The sequence below is a fragment of the Actinomycetospora rhizophila genome (assembly GCF_042657905.1).
GTDB classification, from domain to species: domain Bacteria; phylum Actinomycetota; class Actinomycetes; order Mycobacteriales; family Pseudonocardiaceae; genus Actinomycetospora; species Actinomycetospora rhizophila.
Genome location: NZ_JBHSKG010000001.1, coordinates 525,692 through 543,576, shown reverse-complemented (window position 1 = coordinate 543,576; position 17,885 = coordinate 525,692). Strand labels below are relative to the sequence as shown.

Here is a 17,885-nt window from a genome sequence, read left to right as displayed (position 1 = left end):
ACATGGCGCGCGTGACCCCGGACCTGAGCTTCCTCGTGGACAAGGCGAGCGAGTCGCTCGCAGCCCGGATGACCACGGCGCTCGCCGACCTCGGCCTCACCGCGCGCCAGTACTGCGTCCTCGACAAGGCCTCCGCCGGCGACCGCACGCAGGGCCAGATCGCCGAGGACGCCCTGCTCGACAAGACCACGATGGTCACGACCCTCGACGGCCTCGAGCGGGCCGGGCTCGCGCGCCGCGTGCCGTCGCCGACCGACCGGCGCGCCCGGATCGTCGAGACCACCGCCGAGGGCGAGGCCCTGGTCGAGAAGGCCGCGACCGTCATCAGCGCGCTGTACGACGAGGTCCTCGGCGTGCTCGGCGCCGACCGCGACGCCGTGGTGGGCGGGCTGACCCGGCTGGTCGAGGGCCCGCTGCGCGGCGACGGGCACGACACCCGGCCCCGCCGGTCGTCCCGAACATGATGGGTCCATTCGAGATAGTTCCGCAATAGACGTTCTGCTACGGTCGGACCATGCTGCTCGCCGACCGCACCCGCCCCGCGTCCCCCTGGGTCGCGCTCGCGGTGCTCAGCACGACCATGCTCATGATCATCCTGGACGGGACGATCGTCAGCGTCGCCCTGCCCGCGCTCCGCGACGACCTCGGCTTCACCGCCACCGGGCTGTCGTGGACGGTCAACGCCTACCTCGTCCCGCTCGGCGGGCTGCTCCTGCTCGCCGGGCGTCTCGGCGACCTCGCGGGCCGGCGCCGGATGCTCGTCGCCGGGCTGGTGCTGTTCACGCTCGCCTCGCTGGCGTGCGGGCTCGCCACCGGCCCGGCCGTGCTCGTGGCCGCCCGTGCCGTGCAGGGCGTCGCCGCGGCGATGGCGTCGTCGGTGGTGCTGGGGATGGTCGTGGCGCTGTTCGACGACTCCCGGGATCGTGCGCGGGCCCTCGGCGCCTACGCGTTCGTCGGGGCGGCGGGGGCGTCGCTCGGGCTGCTGCTGGGTGGCGTGCTCACCGAGGCCGTCGGCTGGCGCGCGATCTTCCTCGTCAACGTGCCGATCGGGGTCGCGGCGACGGTGCTGGCGCTGTGGGTGCTGGCGCCGGATCCCCGCCGGTCCGGGGGCGCGGCGCCGGACCTCCTCGGGGCGGCGCTCGTGACGCTCGGGCTCGCGGCGCTGGTGTTCGCGATCGTGGAGGTCCACGCGCTCGCGGGCGGGGTGGCGCTCGTGCTGCTCGCCGGCTTCGGGGTGCGCCAGGCCCGGGCGGCGTCGCCGCTCGTGCCGCTCGCGGTGCTGCGTTCACGGTCGGTGTCGTTCGGCAACCTCGCGCAGGTGCTCACGGTGGCCGCGATGATGGGCTTCCAGTTCGCCACCGCGCTGTTCCTGCAGCAGGTGCTCGGCTACTCGCCGGGCGGGACGGGCCTGGCGATGCTGCCGGTCGCCGCGGTGATCGGGGTGGTCGCGCTGCGGGTCGCGGGGCCGGTGATCGCCCGGTTCACGGCGCGCCGGGTGCTGCTCGCCGGGCTGGCGCTGCTGCTGGCGGGCTTCGCGGTGCTGGTGCTCGCGCCCGGCACGGCGTACCTCACCGACCTCCTGCCGGCGCTCCTCCTGCTGGGCCTCGGAGCCGGGCTGGTGCTGCCGTCGGTGACGTCGGTGGTCATGAGCGACGCCGACGCCGACACCGCCGGCCTGACCTCGGGGCTCGCGAACACCGGCCAGCAGGTCGGCGGGGCGATCGGCATCGCCGTGCTGGCCGCGGTCGCCGCCGCCGCGGGCTTCCGCACCGCCTACCTCGTCGCCGGCGCCCTCGTTCTCGCCGCCGCCCTCGTGGTCGCCGTGGCCCTCCCACGTGAGCGATTGTCCACGCCATAGGGGCAGGAACCACTCACATACGGACCTTGGCGGCCACGCGGCGGGCCCCGGCGAGCACCTCGGCGGGGTCGACGCGGGTCGGGGCGCCGTCGGCGAGCACCGGCTCGCCGGCCACCCACACGTCGCGCACCCCCCGCGAGCCGCTGGCCCACACGAGGTTCGAGATCAGCTGGTCGTCGTCGTCCGGGTCGACGAACGCCGCGTCGTCGACCCGCACGTGCGCCATGTCCGCCCAGGCGCCGGGCGCCAGCACGCCGAGGTCGTCGCGGCCCAGCGCGCGGGCGCCCTCGCGGGTGGCCATGGCGAGCGCGCCGGCCGCGGTCAGCGCGGTCGCGTCGGCGCCGCGCTGGCGGGCGAACAGCGAGGCGAGGCGCTGCTCCTCCCACAGGTCGAGGTCGTCGTTCGAGGCCGGCGAGTCGGTGCCCAGCCCGGTGCGGACGCCGGCCGCGCGCAGGTCGGTGAGCCGGGCGACGCCCGCCGCGAGCTTGGCGTTCGACCCCGGGCAGTGGGCCACGGCGACGTCGTGGCGGGCGAGGATCGCGACGTCGTCGTCGGAGAGCTGGATGGCGTGCGCGGCGAGCACCCGCCCGCCCAGCGAGCCCGTCGCCTCCATCATCGCGGGCACCGACCCGTACTCCGCGCGCACCGCGTCGTCCTCGCCGGGCGCCTCGGCCACGTGCATGTGCAGCAGCGCGCCGCGCTCCTTCGCCAGCGCGGCGGTGCTGACGATCGCCTCGGTCGGCAGCGTGTAGGCCGAGTGCGGGCCGTAGCCCAGCTCGATGCGCTCGGCCGGCCCGGAGCGCAGCCCGTCGGCGTCGATCCAGCGCGTGATCGCGTCGCGCATCTGCTGCCAGGTGCCGAATCGCTCCATCCCGGGCGCGGTGATGATCCCCGGGGTCAGCACCACCCGGGAGCCGATCGCGAGCACGGCCTCGACCACGTTCTCGTTCTGGAAGTACATCTCGGTCGAGGTGGTGACGCCGCCGCGCAGCATCTCCGCGGTGCCCGCGAGCATCCCGTCGCGCACGTCCGCGGGGCCCAGCTTCGCCTCGGCGGGCCACACGACCTCGGTCAGCCAGCGCATCAGCGGCAGGTCGCCGCCCTTGCCGCGCAGCACGGTGAGCGGGGTGTGGGCGTGGGTGTTGACCAGCCCCGGCATGAGCAGGCCGGTCACCCGCTGCACCGGCGCGGCGGTGGCGGGGGCGTCCGCGAGGGGCCCGACGTGCGCGATCCGCCCGGTCTCGTCGACGTCGACCACGGCGTCGCGCAGGACGCTCATGGCCTCGTCGCAGGGCAGGACGATCGGGGCGTGCAGGCGGCGTGCGGTCGTCACGCCGCCATGATGGCCTACGGCCTCGTGAGTGATCCGGGTCGCCGGGACGACCCACATCACTCACGTGCGCAGCATCAACGCTCCAGCAGCGAGCGCAGGGAGCGCAGCGGGGGCAGCCAGGCGCCGGCGTCGGGCAGCGTGTCGAGGCTGACGCGCGGCAGCGGCTCGCGGAACACGCCCTCGATGTCCTCGAGGTCGAGGAAGTCGACGATCTCGGACGCCACGGCGAACGCGGCGTACTCGCGGAAACCGATCACCGTGACCGTGACGCCCGCCGCGACGAGGTCCTCGAGCGGCTCGCGGAACGCGCGGCCGTCGCCCGAGGCCACGACGACGTGGGTGAGGCCGCCCTCGACGCGGCGCGCCTCGATGTGGGCGAGCATGTCCTCGTCGACGTCGGAGTCGTCGGCGACCTTGGGCTTGGCGAACACCGCGAAGCCGACGTTGCGCAGCGCCTCGACCCAGGGCCGCACGATCTCGGTGGAGCCCGGCACGACGTTGGTGAACACCGTGGCCTCGGCGAGCCCGTCCGGGCCGGCCTCGGAGAGCAGCCAGCGGCCGACCGCGTCGAAGCGCGGGCGGAACGCCGACGTGGGGCGCGTGCCGAGCAGCGAGCCGAGGCTCATGTCGATGTTGGGCGCGTCCCAGACGAGCAGCGTGCGGCTCGGCGGCGCGTCCTCGGAGCCCTGCCCGGCCGTGCTCGTCTCCTCGACCACGCCGCCGGTCAGCGCGGTGGGCGGGGTGGCCAGGTCGGCGGGCGAGGGGGACGGCGACACGGGCCCGACTCTAACCGCCCGCCGCCGGACGCGACGCGTGCTCAGGGGGTGCCCCCCTCCGGGGCCGTCCGCACCAGGAGGAGATCCCGGCTGGGACGTCCCTCCTGCTCCGCGCGGGACTCGAACTTGGTGCGCGGACGCCACTCCGGGCGCGGCGCGAAGCCGCCGTGCGGGTTCTCCAGCAGCGGCTCGGCGTCGGTCACCTCGAGCATCCACTCGGCGTAGTCCTCGACGTCCGTCGCGAGGTGCAGCGTCGCTCCGGGCGCGAGACGCGACGCCATCAGCGCGACGGTCGCGGGCTGGATCAGGCGGCGCTTGTGGTGACGGCGCTTGGGCCACGGGTCGGGGTAGTAGACGCGCAGGCCGGCGAGCGCGCCCGGGGCCACGAGCTCGGAGAGCACGACCACGGCGTCGCCGCGCAGGAGCCGCAGGTTCTCGAGGCCGCGCTCCTCGATCCGCATGAGGAGCTGCGCGAGGCCGGGCGGGTAGACCTCGACGGCGACGTGGTCGGCGTCGGGCTCGGCGGCGGCCAGCGCCGCGGTCGTCTCGCCCATCCCGGAGCCGATCTCGAGACGCAGGGGTGCCTCGCGACCGAACCAGGCCGGCGCGTCCAGCAGCCCGTCACGGGTCGGTGGTGGTGGCCCCGCACCCTCCCGGTCGAAGCCCGGAGCGAGGGCGCCGAAGCGGGGCCAGAGCCGGTCCCAGGCGCGCTGCTGGCCGGCGGTCATCCGCCCGCCGCGGTCGGTGAAGCTCAGGATCGAGCGACGCCGGACGTCCCCTCCGGACGTCGACAGCGTGTCGTGCTCGGGCCCTGCCACCCCCCGATCTTCACACGGGTCCCGGACCGCGGCCGGTGCTGGGCTCAGGAGCGACGCAGCGGGGCGAGGGTGGCGCGATCAGGGGTGATCCGGATACGGACGGCGGCCGCGGGGATACCGAGCACCCCACCCACGAGCCGGCGGGCGGCGGCGTGCGCGTCGGCGAGCCGGTCGACCACGACCTGCTGACCGGACGGGCCGAACCGCAGCGTCCACCCGGCGGAGCCGAACGTCGCGGTCACCGCGTGCACGACATCGGCGAGCCGCGGCATCGGCATGGTCAGCGGCTCGGCCGCGACACGCGCCGGGCGACGGGTCAAGGGGACGAGGGTCACACCCGCACATCGCTGCGCTCTCGGAGCGGGTTAGCCATAGAACGAAGGATCGCCCGGTCGGGCGATCCGAGGTGCTCGGACGGCCCGCGTGGACCCGCTGGTCAGTGCGACGCTCCGCCGGACGGGGGACCGCCCTCGATCACCTGCTGGCGGGGGTTCTGCCGGGCGCGCCGCTGCTGCTCGTACTGCGCGGTCATCTCCGACTCGATCGTCTCGCTGCGGCGGCGGCTGCGGATGCGCGCCAGCAGCAGCAGCGTCAGGCCGTGCAGGACACCGAGCAGCAGCATGACGCCGCCGAGCTGGGTGATGACGATCTGGACGGTGCCCTGGACGTCGAAAGGCCGGTAGGTCGAGATCAGGGCGAGGAACCCGAGCGCGATCAGGTGGAACAGCACGCCGAGCAGGCGGTTGGCGGAGACCGCGGTCTCCTCGGAGTCGAACACGTCGCGCAGGAACCCGATGCCCGACCGCATGAGGATCTGGCCCACCACCAGCGTGATGACGCCGCCGACGGCGACGATGAAGAGGTACGTGCCGGTGTCGAGCACTGGGTGCTTCCCCTCCCGCGTGACGGTTCGTGAGCAGTCTCCCCCGACGGGCGATCACGCGAAACCCTTCGCGACCTGCGCGACCGGCCCCTCTGTGACCGGCCGTGCGCCTACTCTGCGACGACTGTGGGCCCTCTGCGCAGCGCTGTCGTCGCGACATGCCGTGCGCTGGCGCCCCGGGTGTCGTTGCCCACCGCCGACGAGGTCGAGGCCATCGCCGCCCGGATGCTCGCGACGCCCTCGCTCGTCGTCGCCGGCCCGGTGTCGTCGGGCAAGTCGACGCTGGTCAACGCCCTGGTCGGCCGCCGGGTCGCGCCCACCGGCGCCGGCGAGTGCACCGGCCTGACCGCCACCTACGTCCGGGGCCCGGTCGACCGGCTGGACGTCGTGCTCGTCGACGGCACCCGCCGCCCGCTCCCGCTGGCCGCCGGCGGGCGCGTCCCCGCCGCGGTGGGCGACCGGCTGGGCGTGCGGCCCGAGGACGTCGACCACCTGGTGGTCACGCTGACGAGCGCCGCGCTCGACGGGCTGACCGTGATCGACACCCCGGGCACCGGCTCGGCCCGCCGCCCGCCCGGCCCGACCGGCGGGGCGCACGCGGACGCGGCGCTGGTGGTGCTGCCCGCGACGGCGCACGCGGGCGACCTCGACGTCCTGCCCGGCCCGGCCACCCACGGGCCCGCCGGCGTGGTGGCGGTGCTCGGCCGCGCCGACACCGTCGGGCCCGACGACGGGCGCGAGCTCGCCGTCGACCTGGGCCGGCGCCTGGGCGACCGGGTGGGGCCGGTGACGCCGGTGATCGGGCTGCTCGCCGAGACCGCGGTCACCGGTGCGCTGCGCACCGAGGACGTCGGCGCGCTGCGCCTGCTCGCGGGCGCCGACCCCGCGGTGCTCGAGGTGGCGCTGCTCGACGCGGAGCTGTTCACCACCGCGGAGCTGCCCGTGGGAGTCGAGGCGCGGGTGCGGCTGCTCGAGCTGCTCGACCTGCGGGGTCTGGCGCTCGGGCTCGCCCTGCTGCGCGCCGACGCGTCGGCCGGGGTCGGGGAGCTGTGCGACGCCCTGCTCGCCGCGTCCGGCCTCGCGTCGCTGGTCGGCCGGCTGCACGACGAGGTGCGCGCCCGCACCGACCTGCACGCCGCCGCGGCCGGGCTGCGCGACCTCGCCGCCCTCGGGGACGTGCGGGCCCGGGCGGAGGCGGCCGAGGAGGCGCCCGCCGGGGAGGGCACGCGGATCGTCGACGCCGCCGGCTCGCTCGCCCGTCGGGAGGCGTTCGCCGAGCGGGCGCTGCTCGCCGCCCGCGCCCGGCTGCGAGCCGGCGCGCTCGGGCTGCCCGCCGACCTGTTCGACGAGGTCGACCGGCTCGCGGCGCCGGGCCCACCCGACGTCCGCCTGGCGCACCCGGGCGCGCACCCGGTGGAGCTCGCCGGCCACGCGTCCCGGCGCGCCGCCTGGTGGCGGGCCTACGGGGCGTGGGGCGCGCCGCGCCGCATCGCCGACCTCGCGCACGTCGTGCACCGCACCTACGTGCGGCTGTGGCGGGAGCTGACGGCGTGACCCGGGAGACGGAGCGGAGCGGAGCTCGACCCATGACGTCCAGCGACATCCCGGCCGAGATCGCCCGCACCCGGGAGGCGCTGGGCACCCTGCTCGCCCGCCTCGACCCCGACGCCGCCGCCCGGGCCGCCGCGCCGCCGCCCCCGGCCCGGCCCACGGTGGCGCTGGTCGGCGCCCCGGGTCGCGGTCGCCGGGAGCTGCTGGCCGCCCTGCTCGGGCTCGACGCCGCGCCCGGGCCCGGCGCCGACGGGACCGTCCGCGCCAGCCACGGCCCCCTGCCCGTGCCCCTGCTCGAGGAGCTCGACCTCGTCGTGCCGGCCCGCCCGGCCGACCCCGGCACGTGGCCGGTCGACGGGGTCACGGCCGCCCTGGTGCTCGCCGACGCGGCCGCGCCGCTGGGGGCCGACGAGCTCGACGCGCTGGCCCGCGCCGCCGCCCGCGTCGACACCGTGGTCTTCGCGCTCACCCGCACCGAGGCCCACCGGGGCTGGCGCACCGTCCTCGAGGCCGACCGCGCGCTCGTCGCCGCGCACGTGCCGCGGCTGGCGGACGCGCCGTGGTTCCCGGTGTCGGCGGCGCTGGCGCGGCGGGCCGCCGGCGTCCCCCCGGACGGCGCCGCGGCCCTGCGCCGGCGCTCGGGCCTCGCCGCCCTGCAGCGCGAGCTGCACCGGCTCGTCGCGCGCCGGCGACGGATGCTCGCCGAGGCCAACGCGCTGCGCCTGCTCGCCGGCGCCCTGGACGGGGTGGCGGCGCGCGCCGAGGCGACCCGCACGGCGCTGCGGACTCCGGCCGGCGGGGACCTCGCCCGACGGCGCGACGAGCTGCTCGCCGCCCGGTCGGCCCTGCGCCGCGACCACCACACGCGCTGGCGCTCCGATCTCGCCGCCGCCCGGGTCGCGGCCACCGACGACCTCGCCGCCCGGGTGCGCGCGCTGGGCGTCGCGGTGCGCGCGCGGATCGACGACGCCGACCGCGCGGGGCTCGCGGCGGTGCCGCGGGAGCTCGCGGGCGACGTCGAGACCCTCGCGGCCGAGGTCGTCGCGGGGCTCGGGACGCGGCTGCGCGACCTGGTGGCCGCGACCCTCGCCGACCTCGTGCCCGCCGGCGAGCTGCCGGCGCTGCGCGTCGCCGACCTCGGCGAGCCCGCCCTCGTGCCCGCCCCGCGGACGCGCCCGGCCGAGGACCGGCTGCTCGTCGTCGCCGGCGCCTCGGGCGGTCTCGGGCTGTCGCGACTCGCGCTGCTGCCGCTGCTCGCGGTGCCGATCGCGCCGGCCGCGCTCGGGGCGGCCCTCGTGCCGGTGTCGGTGGGCCTCGGGCTGGGCGCGGCGGGCTGGGTCGCGCGCGCCCGCCGCCTGGCCGCCGACCGGGCGCACCTGCGCCAGTGGTCGGTCGAGGCGCTCGCCGAGGTGCGCGGCGACCTCGAGCGCGTGCTCGCCGACGCCCTGATCACCACCGAGCGGGAGGTGACGCTCGCCCTCGACGCCGCGCTCGAGAACCGGGCGCGCGACCTCGACGACGCGCTGGACGCCGTGCGCCGCGCGGGCACCGACCGCGCCGAGGCCGACCGGGCCGCCGCCCGCACCGCCGCCGAGGCGCGCGAGGGCCGCGACCGCGCGGAGACGCTGCTGCGCCGGCTCGCCGAGCTGCGCGACCGCGTGGATGTGGCCGAACCGCACCCGCGGTCCGCGCCCGCGACCTAGCCTCGGGGACATGGTCGATGTCCCCGAGCTCCACCCCGAGGCGTTCGTCGACCCGGCGGGCCCTGCCCCGGAGCTGCTCATCGGTGCCCACGCCCTCGGCGCCGCCACCGTCGACAGCGACGCCGACGGTCGTCCCGACACCGCCGTGGTGCCCGAGCCCGACGCGCTGGTGCTGGGCACCGACCTCGACGGCGACGCGCGGGTCGACGTGGTCACCCGCGTGCACGACGACGGCCGGGTCACCACCGAGGACCTCGCGTGGGACGAGGGCCCCGTCCCGCCGGCGCCGACCATCGACCCCGCGACCGGACGGTGGGTCCGCGGCGGCTGAATGCGCCGCTGCGCGGGCGCGTCCGGGTAGGTTCGGCGCTCGTGGTCAGCCCCGTGACGCATGCGGTGGACGCGGACTTCCTCGCCCTGCCCCGTGCCGCGCTCGCCGACGCCGCCCTCGACGCCGCCCGCCGCGGCGGGGCCCAGCACGCCGACCTGCGCGTGCACCGCCTGCGCAGCCAGCACCTGGAGCTGCGCGACGGACGGGTCGTGGTCGCCGCCGACCAGGAGACCGTCGGCCTCGCGGTGCGCGTGCTGCGCGACGGCGTGTGGGGCTTCGCCGCGCACGTCGACCTCACGCCCGAGACGGCCGCGGCGACCGCGCGGCGGGCCCTCGAGGTGTCGGGGACGCTCGCCGCCCTCGCCACCGAGCGGGTCACCCTCGCCGACGAGCCGGTGCACGCCGGCGTCACCTGGGTCTCCCCCTACGACGTGGACCCGTGGTCGGTGGACGTCGCCGACAAGATCGGCCTGCTGGCCGAGCGGTCGACGGGCCTGCTCGCCGCGCCGGGTGTCGACCACGTCGCCGCGAGCAGCGTGGCGGTCAAGGAGCAGACGTTCTACGCCGACACCGCCGGCACCACCACCACGCAGCAGCGCGTCCGCGTCGACCCCGACGTCACGATCACCACCGTCGACCGGGCCGGCGGCGGCTTCGAGACGCTGCGGACCCTCGCGCCGCCGACAGGGCGCGGCTGGGAGTACCTCACCGGCACGGGCTGGGACTGGGACGGCGAGCTCGCCGAGCTGCCCGACCTGCTGGCCGAGAAGGTGGCGGCGCCGAGCGTCGTGGCCGGGCCGACCGACCTCGTCATCGACCCGACCAACCTCTGGCTGGTCATCCACGAGTCGATCGGGCACGCCACCGAGTACGACCGGGCGATCGGCTACGAGGCCGCCTACGCCGGCACGAGCTTCGCGACGCCGGACAAGCTCGGCACCCTGCGCTACGGCAGCGACGTCCTCACCGTCACCGGCGACCGGACGGTGCCGCACGGGCTCGCGAGCGTCGGCTGGGACGACGACGGCGTCGCCGCGCAGGACTTCGACCTCGTGCGCGACGGCGTACTCGTCGGCTACCAGGTCGACCGCTCCTTCGCGCCGCGCCTCGGGCTGGACCGCTCCAACGGCTGCGCGTACGCCGACTCCGCGGAGCACGTGCCGCTGCAGCGGATGGCGAACGTGTCGCTGCGCGCCGACCCGGACACCGACCGGTCGACCGCGGCGCTGATCGACGGCGTGGAGGACGGCATCTACATCGTGGGCGACCGCTCCTGGTCGATCGACATGCAGCGCTACAACTTCCAGTTCACCGGCCAGCGGTTCCACCGCATCCGCGGCGGCAAGCTCGTCGGCCAGGTCCGCGACGTCGCCTACCAGGCCACGACGACCGACTTCTGGGGCTCGCTCGAGGCGGTCGGCGGGCGCTCGACGTGGCGCCTGGGCGGGGCGTTCAACTGCGGCAAGGCCCAGCCCGGCCAGGTCGCGCCCGTCAGCCACGGGTGTCCCTCGGCGCTGCTGCGCGGCGTGACCGTGCTGAACACGGGGAGCGGGTCGTGAGCGCGCCGGGGTCGGCGCTGGTCGAGCGCACGCTCGCGATCGCGGCGCGCCAGGCGCCCGACGCCGGCGCGGTGGCGACGGTCCGCGAGGTGTCCGAGGCCGTCGTGCGCTGGGCGAACTCCACGCTCACGACCAACGGGCAGACCGTCGAGCGCCGCCTGTCGGTGATCATGCTGGTGCCGCTCGAGGGCGGGACGGGCGCCGGCGTGGCCACCGTGCCCGCGCCCACCGCGCTCGCGGCCGGCCCCGAGGGCGACGCCGTGATCGCCGAGGCGGTGGCGGGCGCGGTGCAGGCCGCCCGCCGGGCCGGTCCGGCGCGCGACGCCGCCCCGCTGCCCTCCGCGGGCGGAGACACCCCCGCCGACTGGGAGGAGCCCGCCGGCGCGACCTCGATGGCCGTCTTCGGCCGGCTCGCCGAGGAGCTCGGAGCGTCGTTCCGGCCCGACGAGGCGTCGTTCGGGTTCGCCGACCACCGCGTCACCACCACCTGGCTGGGCACCTCGGCGGGGGTGCGGCGGCGCTGGGCGGAACCGGGCGGGGCGGTCGAGCTGAACCTCAAGGACCCGGCGACCGGCACGTCGGTGTGGGGCGGCGAGGGCGCCACCGACGTCGCCGACGTCGACGTCACCGCGCTGGTCGGGCGCCTGCGCGACCGGCTGCCGTGGGGCCGGCGCCGGCTCGACCTGCCCGCCGGGCGCCACGAGACGATCCTGCCGCCGTCGGCGGTGTCCGACCTGATGATCTACATGGCGTGGTCGATGGGCGGGCGGCCCGCGCAGGAGGGCCGCTCGGCGTTCTCCCGGGCCGGCGGCACCCGGGTCGGCGAGCGCCTCGGCCCGCTGCCGCTGACCCTGGCCGGCGACCCGGCCGCGCCCGGCTTCCCCGACCTCGCCTACACGCCGGTGCTGGCGACGACCTACTCCGGCGACGAGGTCTCGGTGTTCGACAACGGGGCCACCACCGGGCGGGTGGAGTGGGTGCGCGACGGCGAGGTCGCGACGCTCGCGTACCCCCGCGCCGCCGCGGCCGAGTACGACGCCCCGTTCGCGGCGCCCACCGACAACCTGGTCCTCACCGGCGGCGAGGAGGCGACACTCGAGGAGATGGTGGCCTCGACCGAGCGCGGCCTGCTGCTGACCTGCCTCTGGTACATCCGCGAGGTCGACCCGACGACGCTGCTGCTCACGGGCCTGACCCGCGACGGCGTCTACCTCGTCGAGCGCGGCGAGATCGTCGGCGAGGTCAACAACTTCCGCTTCAACGAGTCGCCGCTCGACCTCCTGCGCCGCGCCACGGAGGCCGGCACCACCGAGCGGACGCTGCCACGGGAGTGGAAGGACTGGTTCACCCGCGCCGCCATGCCCCCGCTGCGCGTGCCCGACTTCCACATGACCTCGGTGTCCCCGGGGCGGTGATGGCCTGCGGCCACGTGAGTGTTCCGGGTCGCTCCGGCGACCCAGAACACTCACGTGCGCCGGAGGCGCATCATGGACACCGTGGTCCGGTCGTTGATGCGCTACACCGCGCCGCAGGAGGCGTGGGAGGCCGAGGTCCCGGTCCGCGGCGACGTCCCCGCGCTCGCCACGCTGCTCGCCGAGGGCGGCGCGCTGGTGCTCACCGGCGCGGGGATCTCCACCGACTCCGGCATCCCCGACTACCGCGGCCCGACGAGCGCGGCGCGCCGCCACGCCCCCATGACCTACGAGGCCTTCGTCGGCGACCCCGTCGCGCGCCACCGGTACTGGGCGCGCAGCCACGTCGGCTGGCCGCAGATGGCCGCCGCCCGCCCGAACGACGGGCACCGCGCCGTCGCCGCCCTGCAGCGCGCCGGCCTGGTCGCCGGCGTGATCACCCAGAACGTCGACGGGCTGCACCAGGCCGCGGGCGCGCGCGACGTCGTCGAGCTGCACGGGGCCCTCGACCGCGTCGTGTGCCTCGGCTGCCGGGCGGCGCCGTCGCGCGCGGAGGTCCAGCGGCGCCTCACCGCCCTCAACCCCGGCTTCGACGCCCGCGCCGTCGAGATCAACCCCGACGGCGACGCCGAGCTGCCCGACGACGAGCTCGACCGCTTCGCGATGACCGCCTGCCCGGCCTGTGGTGACGGGCCGTTGAAGCCGGACGTCGTCTTCTTCGGTGAATCGGTCCCGCGTCCGCGTGTGGACCACTGCTTCGCGCTCGTGGAGCGGGCTCGCTCACTCGTGGTGCTCGGATCGTCGCTCACGGTCATGTCGGGCCTGCGCTTCGTGCACGCCGCCGCGCGCCGCGGCCTGCCGATCGCGGTCGTGACCAGCGGTCCGAGCCGTGCCGACGGTGTGGCCGGCATCCGGTTGACCGGTGCCCTCGGCGAGGTGCTGCCGGCCGCGCTCGACACCCTCCGTTTGCCCGATCGGGCCTGAATCGTTCAGCTTGATCGTGGAAGTGAGGCCCCCGACAGCACCTGGCGGTGTCCTTCTCAGGAAGTCTCGTTAACGTCGAGCACCACCGACGGAGTACACCACCGGTCACGGCGCCGTGACCGGCGATGACTCCTTTCCCGAGGCGACCGGGGCCGCTTCGCGGTCCGCGGCGTTCCGGCGAGCGAGCCAGCGACCGAGGAGACGCATGACTGCTGTTCCGACCATCCGAGGACTCGAGAACCCGCCGATCCGACGCCGCGAGGTGATCGACTGGGTGGCCGAGGTCGCCGAGCTGACCACGCCGGACCAGGTCGTGTGGTGCGACGGGTCCCAGGACGAGTGGGACCGGCTGACCAAGGAGCTCGTCGCGGCCGGCACGTACACGCAGCTCGACCCGGAGAAGAAGCCGAACTCGTTCTACGCCGCCTCCGACCCCGACGACGTCGCGCGGGTCGAGGAGCGCACCTTCATCTGCTCGGTCAACGAGGCCGACGCCGGGGTCACCAACAACTGGATGGACCCGGCCGAGATGAAGGCCACGATGACCGAGCTGTACCGCGGGTGCATGGCCGGCCGGACGATGTACGTGATCCCGTTCTGCATGGGGCCGGTGAAGGCCGAGCACCCCAAGCTGGGCGTCGAGATCTCCGACAGCGCCTACGTCGTCACCTCGATGCACATCATGACCCGCATGGGCCCCGAGGTGGCGAAGCGCCTCGACGAGGGCGACACCGAGTGGGTCCCCGCGCTGCACTCGGTCGGCGCGCCGCTCGAGCCCGGCCAGCAGGACGTCAAGTGGCCGTGCAACGACACCAAGTACATCAGCCACTTCCCCGACACCCGCGAGATCTGGAGCTTCGGGTCCGGGTACGGCGGCAACGCGCTGCTGGGCAAGAAGTGCTACTCGCTGCGCATCGCCTCGGCGATGGCGCGCGACGAGGGCTGGCTCGCCGAGCACATGCTGATCCTCAAGCTGATCAGCCCGGAGGAGAAGGCGTACTACATCGCGGCCGCGTTCCCGTCGGCCTGCGGCAAGACGAACCTCGCGATGCTCCAGCCCACCATCCCCGGCTGGCGCGCCGAGACCGTCGGTGACGACATCGCCTGGATGCGGTTCGGGGGCGACGGCCGGCTCTACGCGGTGAACCCGGAGTTCGGTTTCTTCGGCGTCGCGCCCGGGACGAACTGGAAGACCAACCCGAACGCGATGCGCACCATCGAGCACGGCAACGCCCTGTTCACCAACGTCGCGCTGACCGACGACGGCGACGTCTGGTGGGAGGGGCTGGAGGGCGACCCCCAGCACCTCACCGCGTGGACCGGCGACGACTGGACGCCCGGCTCGGCCAAGCCGGCCGCGCACCCGAACTCGCGCTACACGGTCCCGATCTCGCAGTGCCCCGTCGTCGCCCCCGAGTGGGACGACCCGCAGGGTGTGCCGATCTCGGCGATCCTGTTCGGTGGCCGGCGCAAGACGACGATCCCGCTGGTCACCGAGTCGTTCGACTGGCAGCACGGCACCTTCATGGGCGCCACGATGTCCAGCGAGATGACGGCCGCGGCCAAGGGCGGCAAGGGCCAGGTCCGCCGCGACCCGATGGCGATGCTGCCCTTCCTCGGCTACAACGTCGGCGACTACTTCCAGCACTGGGTGGACGTGGGCAAGAACGCCGACGCCACCAAGCTGCCGTCGATCTTCTACGTCAACTGGTTCCGCCGGGGCGAGGACAACCGCTTCCTGTGGCCCGGGTTCGGCGAGAACAGCCGCGTGCTCAAGTGGATCATCGAGCGGCTCGAGGGCAAGGCCGCGGCCACCGAGACGCCGATCGGGCACGTGCCGAGCGCCGACCAGATCGACACCGAGGGCCTGTCCGAGCCGATCGAGGACATCGAGGCGTCCCTGCGCTTCGACGTCGACGAGTGGCGCGAGGAGCTGCCGCTCATCGAGGAGTGGTTCGCCAAGATCGGCGAGAAGCTGCCGACCTCGATGCGCGACGAGCTCGACGCCCTCAAGCAGCGTCTCGACGCGAGCTAGGGAGCTAGGTCCCGCCCGGGACGAACGAACGGCGCTCTCGCTGGTACGCAAGCAGCAAGAGCGCCGTTCGTGTCTCCGGGGTGCGGCCGTTCAGCAGCAGCGCCCCTGCGGGTTCCGCTCCTGGTGGTCGATGCGGGCGCGCCAGAACTCGCGCTCGGTCATCGGCGCGTGGTCGTGACCGCGGCGGTGGTGGGAGGCGAGGTACTGCTCGTACGCGTTCGCCCCGACCACCCCGCGCATCCACCAGGCGAGCCCGCGCCAGGCCCGCACGACCGTGTCCATCAGTGCCCCCCGCCCCGCGACGGCGCCCCGACCTCGGCGAGCCAGCGCTTCTCGAGCTCCTTCTCCGCGGGCTGGCTCACCAGGCCCGAGGGCGCGTAGAGGGCCGAGGGCACCGACTCCTCCTCGTTGCTCGGCCTCCCCCCGGCGCGCACCGACCGGATCGCCGCCGCCGTCGCGGCCGCGATCACGATGACCGCGAGCACCAGGAAGATGATCGAGAGCGTGCCCTGGATGAAGGTGTTGCGGACGACGGCCTCCATCTGTGCGGGCGTCTTGGCGGCACCCATGCTCGTCCTGCCCGCCGCGATGGCCTCGCGGTACGCCGCGTTCTGCGCCCAGTAGCCGACGCCCGGCACCGGCGAGAAGATCTTGTACAGCGACGCCGTCACCGTGATCACCGTGACCGCGACCAGCGGGACCAGCACGATCCACAGGTACGTGACCGTCCCCCGCCGGGCGACGATGGCCAGGCAGACCGCCAGTGCGATCGCCGCGAGGAGCTGGTTGGCGATGCCGAAGAGCGGAAAGAGCGTGTTGATCCCGCCGAGCGGATCGGTGACACCCATGATCAGGATGCCGCCCCAGCCACCGACCATGATCAGCGTGCCGATCCAGACCCCGGGCCGCCAGGACATGTCCTTGAACTTCGGGACGAACGTGCCCACCGCGTCCTGGAGCATGAAGCGCGCGACCCGCGTGCCCGCGTCCACCGCCGTGAGGATGAACAGGGCCTCGAACATGATCGCGAAGTGGTACCAGAAGCTCATCAGCGCGGCGCCGCCGAACATCTGCGCGAGGATGTTCGCCAGGCCCAGCGCGAGGGTCGGCGCCCCGCCGGTGCGCGAGACGATGGACTCCTCGCCGACGGCCTGGGCGGTGCCGGCGAGCACGTCGGGGGTGATGTTCACCCCCGTGAGCCCGAGGTTGTTGACCCAGAGCGCCGCGGTCTCGACCGTGCCGCCGGTCATCGCCGCCGGGGCGTTCATCGCGAAGTAGATGCCGCGGTCGATCGAGATCGCGGCGACCAGCGCCATGATCGCCACGAACGACTCCATGAGCATCCCGCCGTAGCCGATGAAGCGCGTCTGGCGCTCCTTCTCGATCAGCTTGGGCGTCGTCCCCGACGAGATCAGCGCGTGGAAGCCGGACAGGGCACCGCACGCGATCGTCACGAAGAGGAACGGGAAGAGCGGCCCGGGGACGACCGGGCCGTCGGAGCGGCCGGCGAACTCACTGATCGCCGGCGCCATGACGTCGGGGCGCACCACGACGATCGCGACGGCGAGCAGCACGATCGTCCCGATCTTCATGAACGTCGAGAGATAGTCGCGCGGCGCGAGGAGCATCCACACCGGCAGGATCGCCGCGATCACGCCGTAGATGACGACGCCCCAGGCGAGGCTCGTGCGGCTGAACGTGAAGTACTCGGCCAGGCCGCTCTCGGAGACCCAGCCGCCGGCGACGATCGCGAGCAGCAGCAGCGCGACGCCGATCGCGGAGACCTCGCCGACCTTCCCGGGACGCAGGAAGCGCAGGTAGAATCCCATGAAGAGGGCGATCGGGATGGTCATCGCCACCGAGAAGACACCCCACGGGCTCTCGCCCAGCGCCTGCACGACCACCAGCGCGAGCACCGCGATCAGGATGATCATGATGGCGAGCGTCGCGACGACGGCGGCGGCGCCACCGATCACCCCGAGCTCGTCGCGGGCCATCTGCCCCAGCGAGCGCCCGCCGCGGCGCATCGAGAAGAACAGCACCAGGTAGTCCTGGACGGCGCCGGCCAGGACCACGCCGACGATGATCCAGATCGTGCCGGGCAGGTAGCCCATCTGCGCGGCGAGGACCGGGCCGACCAGCGGGCCGGCGCCGGCGATCGCGGCGAAGTGGTGCCCGTAGAGCACCCGCCGGTCGGTCGGCATGTAGTCCTGGCCGTTCTCGGAGTGCTCGGCCGGGGTGGCGCGCCGGTCGTCGGGGCGCAGCAGCTTGCGCTCGATGTAGGACGAGTAGAAGCGGTAGGCGATGAGGTAGGTGCACACCGCGGCGAAGACGAACCAGATGGCGTTCACCGACTCGCCGCGGATGATCGCGAGCATCACCCAGCCCAGCCCGCCGAGCAGCGCGATGGCCCCCCAGATCGCGATCCGGGCCGGGGTCCAGCGCCTGCGCTCGTGCTCCAGCACCTCGTCGTCGACCGCCGTCGGGGGCAGCTCCCGTTCGGACGGCGCCGCCACGCCGCCCGATCCACTCGACGTCGTCGTCATCGTGACCTCCGCTCCGATCGGACCCGGAGGGAGAATAGGTGCATCGGGTGCACTCTGTCCTCGATCGACTACACGAGGTGGCCGTCGGGGCGATCC

At 74.9% G+C, this 17,885-nt stretch carries 16 protein-coding genes; 9 read left to right on the top strand and 7 right to left on the bottom strand.

What is annotated here, in order from left to right; genetic code table 11:
* The first annotated feature begins 2 nt into the window (after nucleotides 1–2).
* Both ACFPK1_RS02610 and ACFPK1_RS02605 read left to right on the top strand, forming a co-directional pair.
* The gene (locus ACFPK1_RS02610; RefSeq protein ID WP_378019325.1) at nucleotides 3–464 is read left to right on the top strand and encodes a MarR family winged helix-turn-helix transcriptional regulator; all 462 of its coding nucleotides are present in this window, start codon (nucleotides 3–5) and stop codon (nucleotides 462–464) included.
* 50 nt (nucleotides 465–514) lie between these two features.
* Complete coding sequence (locus ACFPK1_RS02605) at nucleotides 515–1,858, top strand: MFS transporter (protein ID WP_378019324.1); 1,344 nt, start codon at nucleotides 515–517, stop codon at nucleotides 1,856–1,858.
* A 13-nt stretch (nucleotides 1,859–1,871) separates the two neighbouring features.
* Here the strand turns inward: ACFPK1_RS02605 and ACFPK1_RS02600 are convergent, their stop codons facing one another.
* From ACFPK1_RS02600 to ACFPK1_RS02580, 5 genes are all read right to left on the bottom strand, one after another.
* On the bottom strand, nucleotides 1,872–3,137 hold the full coding sequence (locus tag ACFPK1_RS02600; protein ID WP_378019552.1) for an amidohydrolase family protein: 1,266 nt from the start codon (nucleotides 3,135–3,137) through the stop codon (nucleotides 1,872–1,874).
* 128 nt (nucleotides 3,138–3,265) lie between these two features.
* Nucleotides 3,266–3,967: an NYN domain-containing protein gene (locus tag ACFPK1_RS02595; RefSeq protein ID WP_378019323.1), complete on the bottom strand. Its 702-nt coding sequence runs from the start codon at nucleotides 3,965–3,967 to the stop codon at nucleotides 3,266–3,268.
* Nucleotides 3,968–4,008: 41 nt separating this feature from the next.
* Nucleotides 4,009–4,695, bottom strand: a complete 687-nt coding sequence (gene trmB, locus ACFPK1_RS02590; protein ID WP_378019551.1) for a tRNA (guanosine(46)-N7)-methyltransferase TrmB — start codon at nucleotides 4,693–4,695, stop codon at nucleotides 4,009–4,011.
* Between the two features lie 134 nt (nucleotides 4,696–4,829).
* The gene (locus ACFPK1_RS02585; protein ID WP_378019322.1) at nucleotides 4,830–5,105 is read right to left on the bottom strand and encodes a hypothetical protein; all 276 of its coding nucleotides are present in this window, start codon (nucleotides 5,103–5,105) and stop codon (nucleotides 4,830–4,832) included.
* A gap of 116 nt (nucleotides 5,106–5,221) precedes the next feature.
* A complete protein-coding gene (locus ACFPK1_RS02580) occupies nucleotides 5,222–5,668 on the bottom strand; it encodes a hypothetical protein (protein WP_378019321.1) in 447 nt (148 codons plus the stop codon).
* A 180-nt stretch (nucleotides 5,669–5,848) separates the two neighbouring features.
* Between ACFPK1_RS02580 and ACFPK1_RS02575 the strand changes: the two genes are divergently transcribed.
* The 7 genes from ACFPK1_RS02575 to ACFPK1_RS02545 all read left to right on the top strand — a co-directional run bounded on the left by ACFPK1_RS02575 (nucleotide 5,849) and on the right by ACFPK1_RS02545 (nucleotide 15,243).
* On the top strand, nucleotides 5,849–7,222 hold the full coding sequence (locus ACFPK1_RS02575; RefSeq protein WP_378019320.1) for a dynamin family protein: 1,374 nt from the start codon (nucleotides 5,849–5,851) through the stop codon (nucleotides 7,220–7,222).
* A gap of 32 nt (nucleotides 7,223–7,254) precedes the next feature.
* Nucleotides 7,255–8,922 carry a hypothetical protein gene (locus tag ACFPK1_RS02570; RefSeq protein ID WP_378019319.1) on the top strand — a complete coding sequence of 556 codons (1,668 nt, stop codon included), beginning with the start codon at nucleotides 7,255–7,257 and terminating at the stop codon, nucleotides 8,920–8,922.
* A 10-nt stretch (nucleotides 8,923–8,932) separates the two neighbouring features.
* A complete protein-coding gene (locus ACFPK1_RS02565) occupies nucleotides 8,933–9,253 on the top strand; it encodes a DUF6802 family protein (protein ID WP_378019318.1) in 321 nt (106 codons plus the stop codon).
* 53 nt (nucleotides 9,254–9,306) lie between these two features.
* Nucleotides 9,307–10,812, top strand: a complete 1,506-nt coding sequence (locus ACFPK1_RS02560; RefSeq protein ID WP_378019317.1) for a TldD/PmbA family protein — start codon at nucleotides 9,307–9,309, stop codon at nucleotides 10,810–10,812.
* The gene (locus ACFPK1_RS02555) at nucleotides 10,809–12,227 is read left to right on the top strand and encodes a metallopeptidase TldD-related protein (protein WP_378019316.1); all 1,419 of its coding nucleotides are present in this window, start codon (nucleotides 10,809–10,811) and stop codon (nucleotides 12,225–12,227) included. Before ACFPK1_RS02560 ends, ACFPK1_RS02555 begins: the two co-directional genes overlap by 4 nt.
* Nucleotides 12,228–12,299: 72 nt before the next feature.
* Nucleotides 12,300–13,208: an NAD-dependent protein deacetylase gene (locus tag ACFPK1_RS02550; protein WP_378019315.1), complete on the top strand. Its 909-nt coding sequence runs from the start codon at nucleotides 12,300–12,302 to the stop codon at nucleotides 13,206–13,208.
* A 205-nt stretch (nucleotides 13,209–13,413) separates the two neighbouring features.
* Nucleotides 13,414–15,243 (top strand): phosphoenolpyruvate carboxykinase (GTP), encoded by a 1,830-nt coding sequence (locus ACFPK1_RS02545; protein WP_378019314.1) that lies wholly within the window; start codon nucleotides 13,414–13,416, stop codon nucleotides 15,241–15,243.
* 90 nt (nucleotides 15,244–15,333) lie between these two features.
* Here the strand turns inward: ACFPK1_RS02545 and ACFPK1_RS02540 are convergent, their stop codons facing one another.
* Together ACFPK1_RS02540 and ACFPK1_RS02535 are read right to left on the bottom strand one after the other, a co-directional pair.
* On the bottom strand, nucleotides 15,334–15,525 hold the full coding sequence (locus ACFPK1_RS02540) for a YbdD/YjiX family protein (RefSeq protein WP_378019313.1): 192 nt from the start codon (nucleotides 15,523–15,525) through the stop codon (nucleotides 15,334–15,336).
* Nucleotides 15,525–17,789 (bottom strand): carbon starvation CstA family protein, encoded by a 2,265-nt coding sequence (locus tag ACFPK1_RS02535; protein ID WP_378019312.1) that lies wholly within the window; start codon nucleotides 17,787–17,789, stop codon nucleotides 15,525–15,527. Before ACFPK1_RS02535 ends, ACFPK1_RS02540 begins: the two co-directional genes overlap by 1 nt.
* Nucleotides 17,790–17,885: the final 96 nt, after the last annotated feature.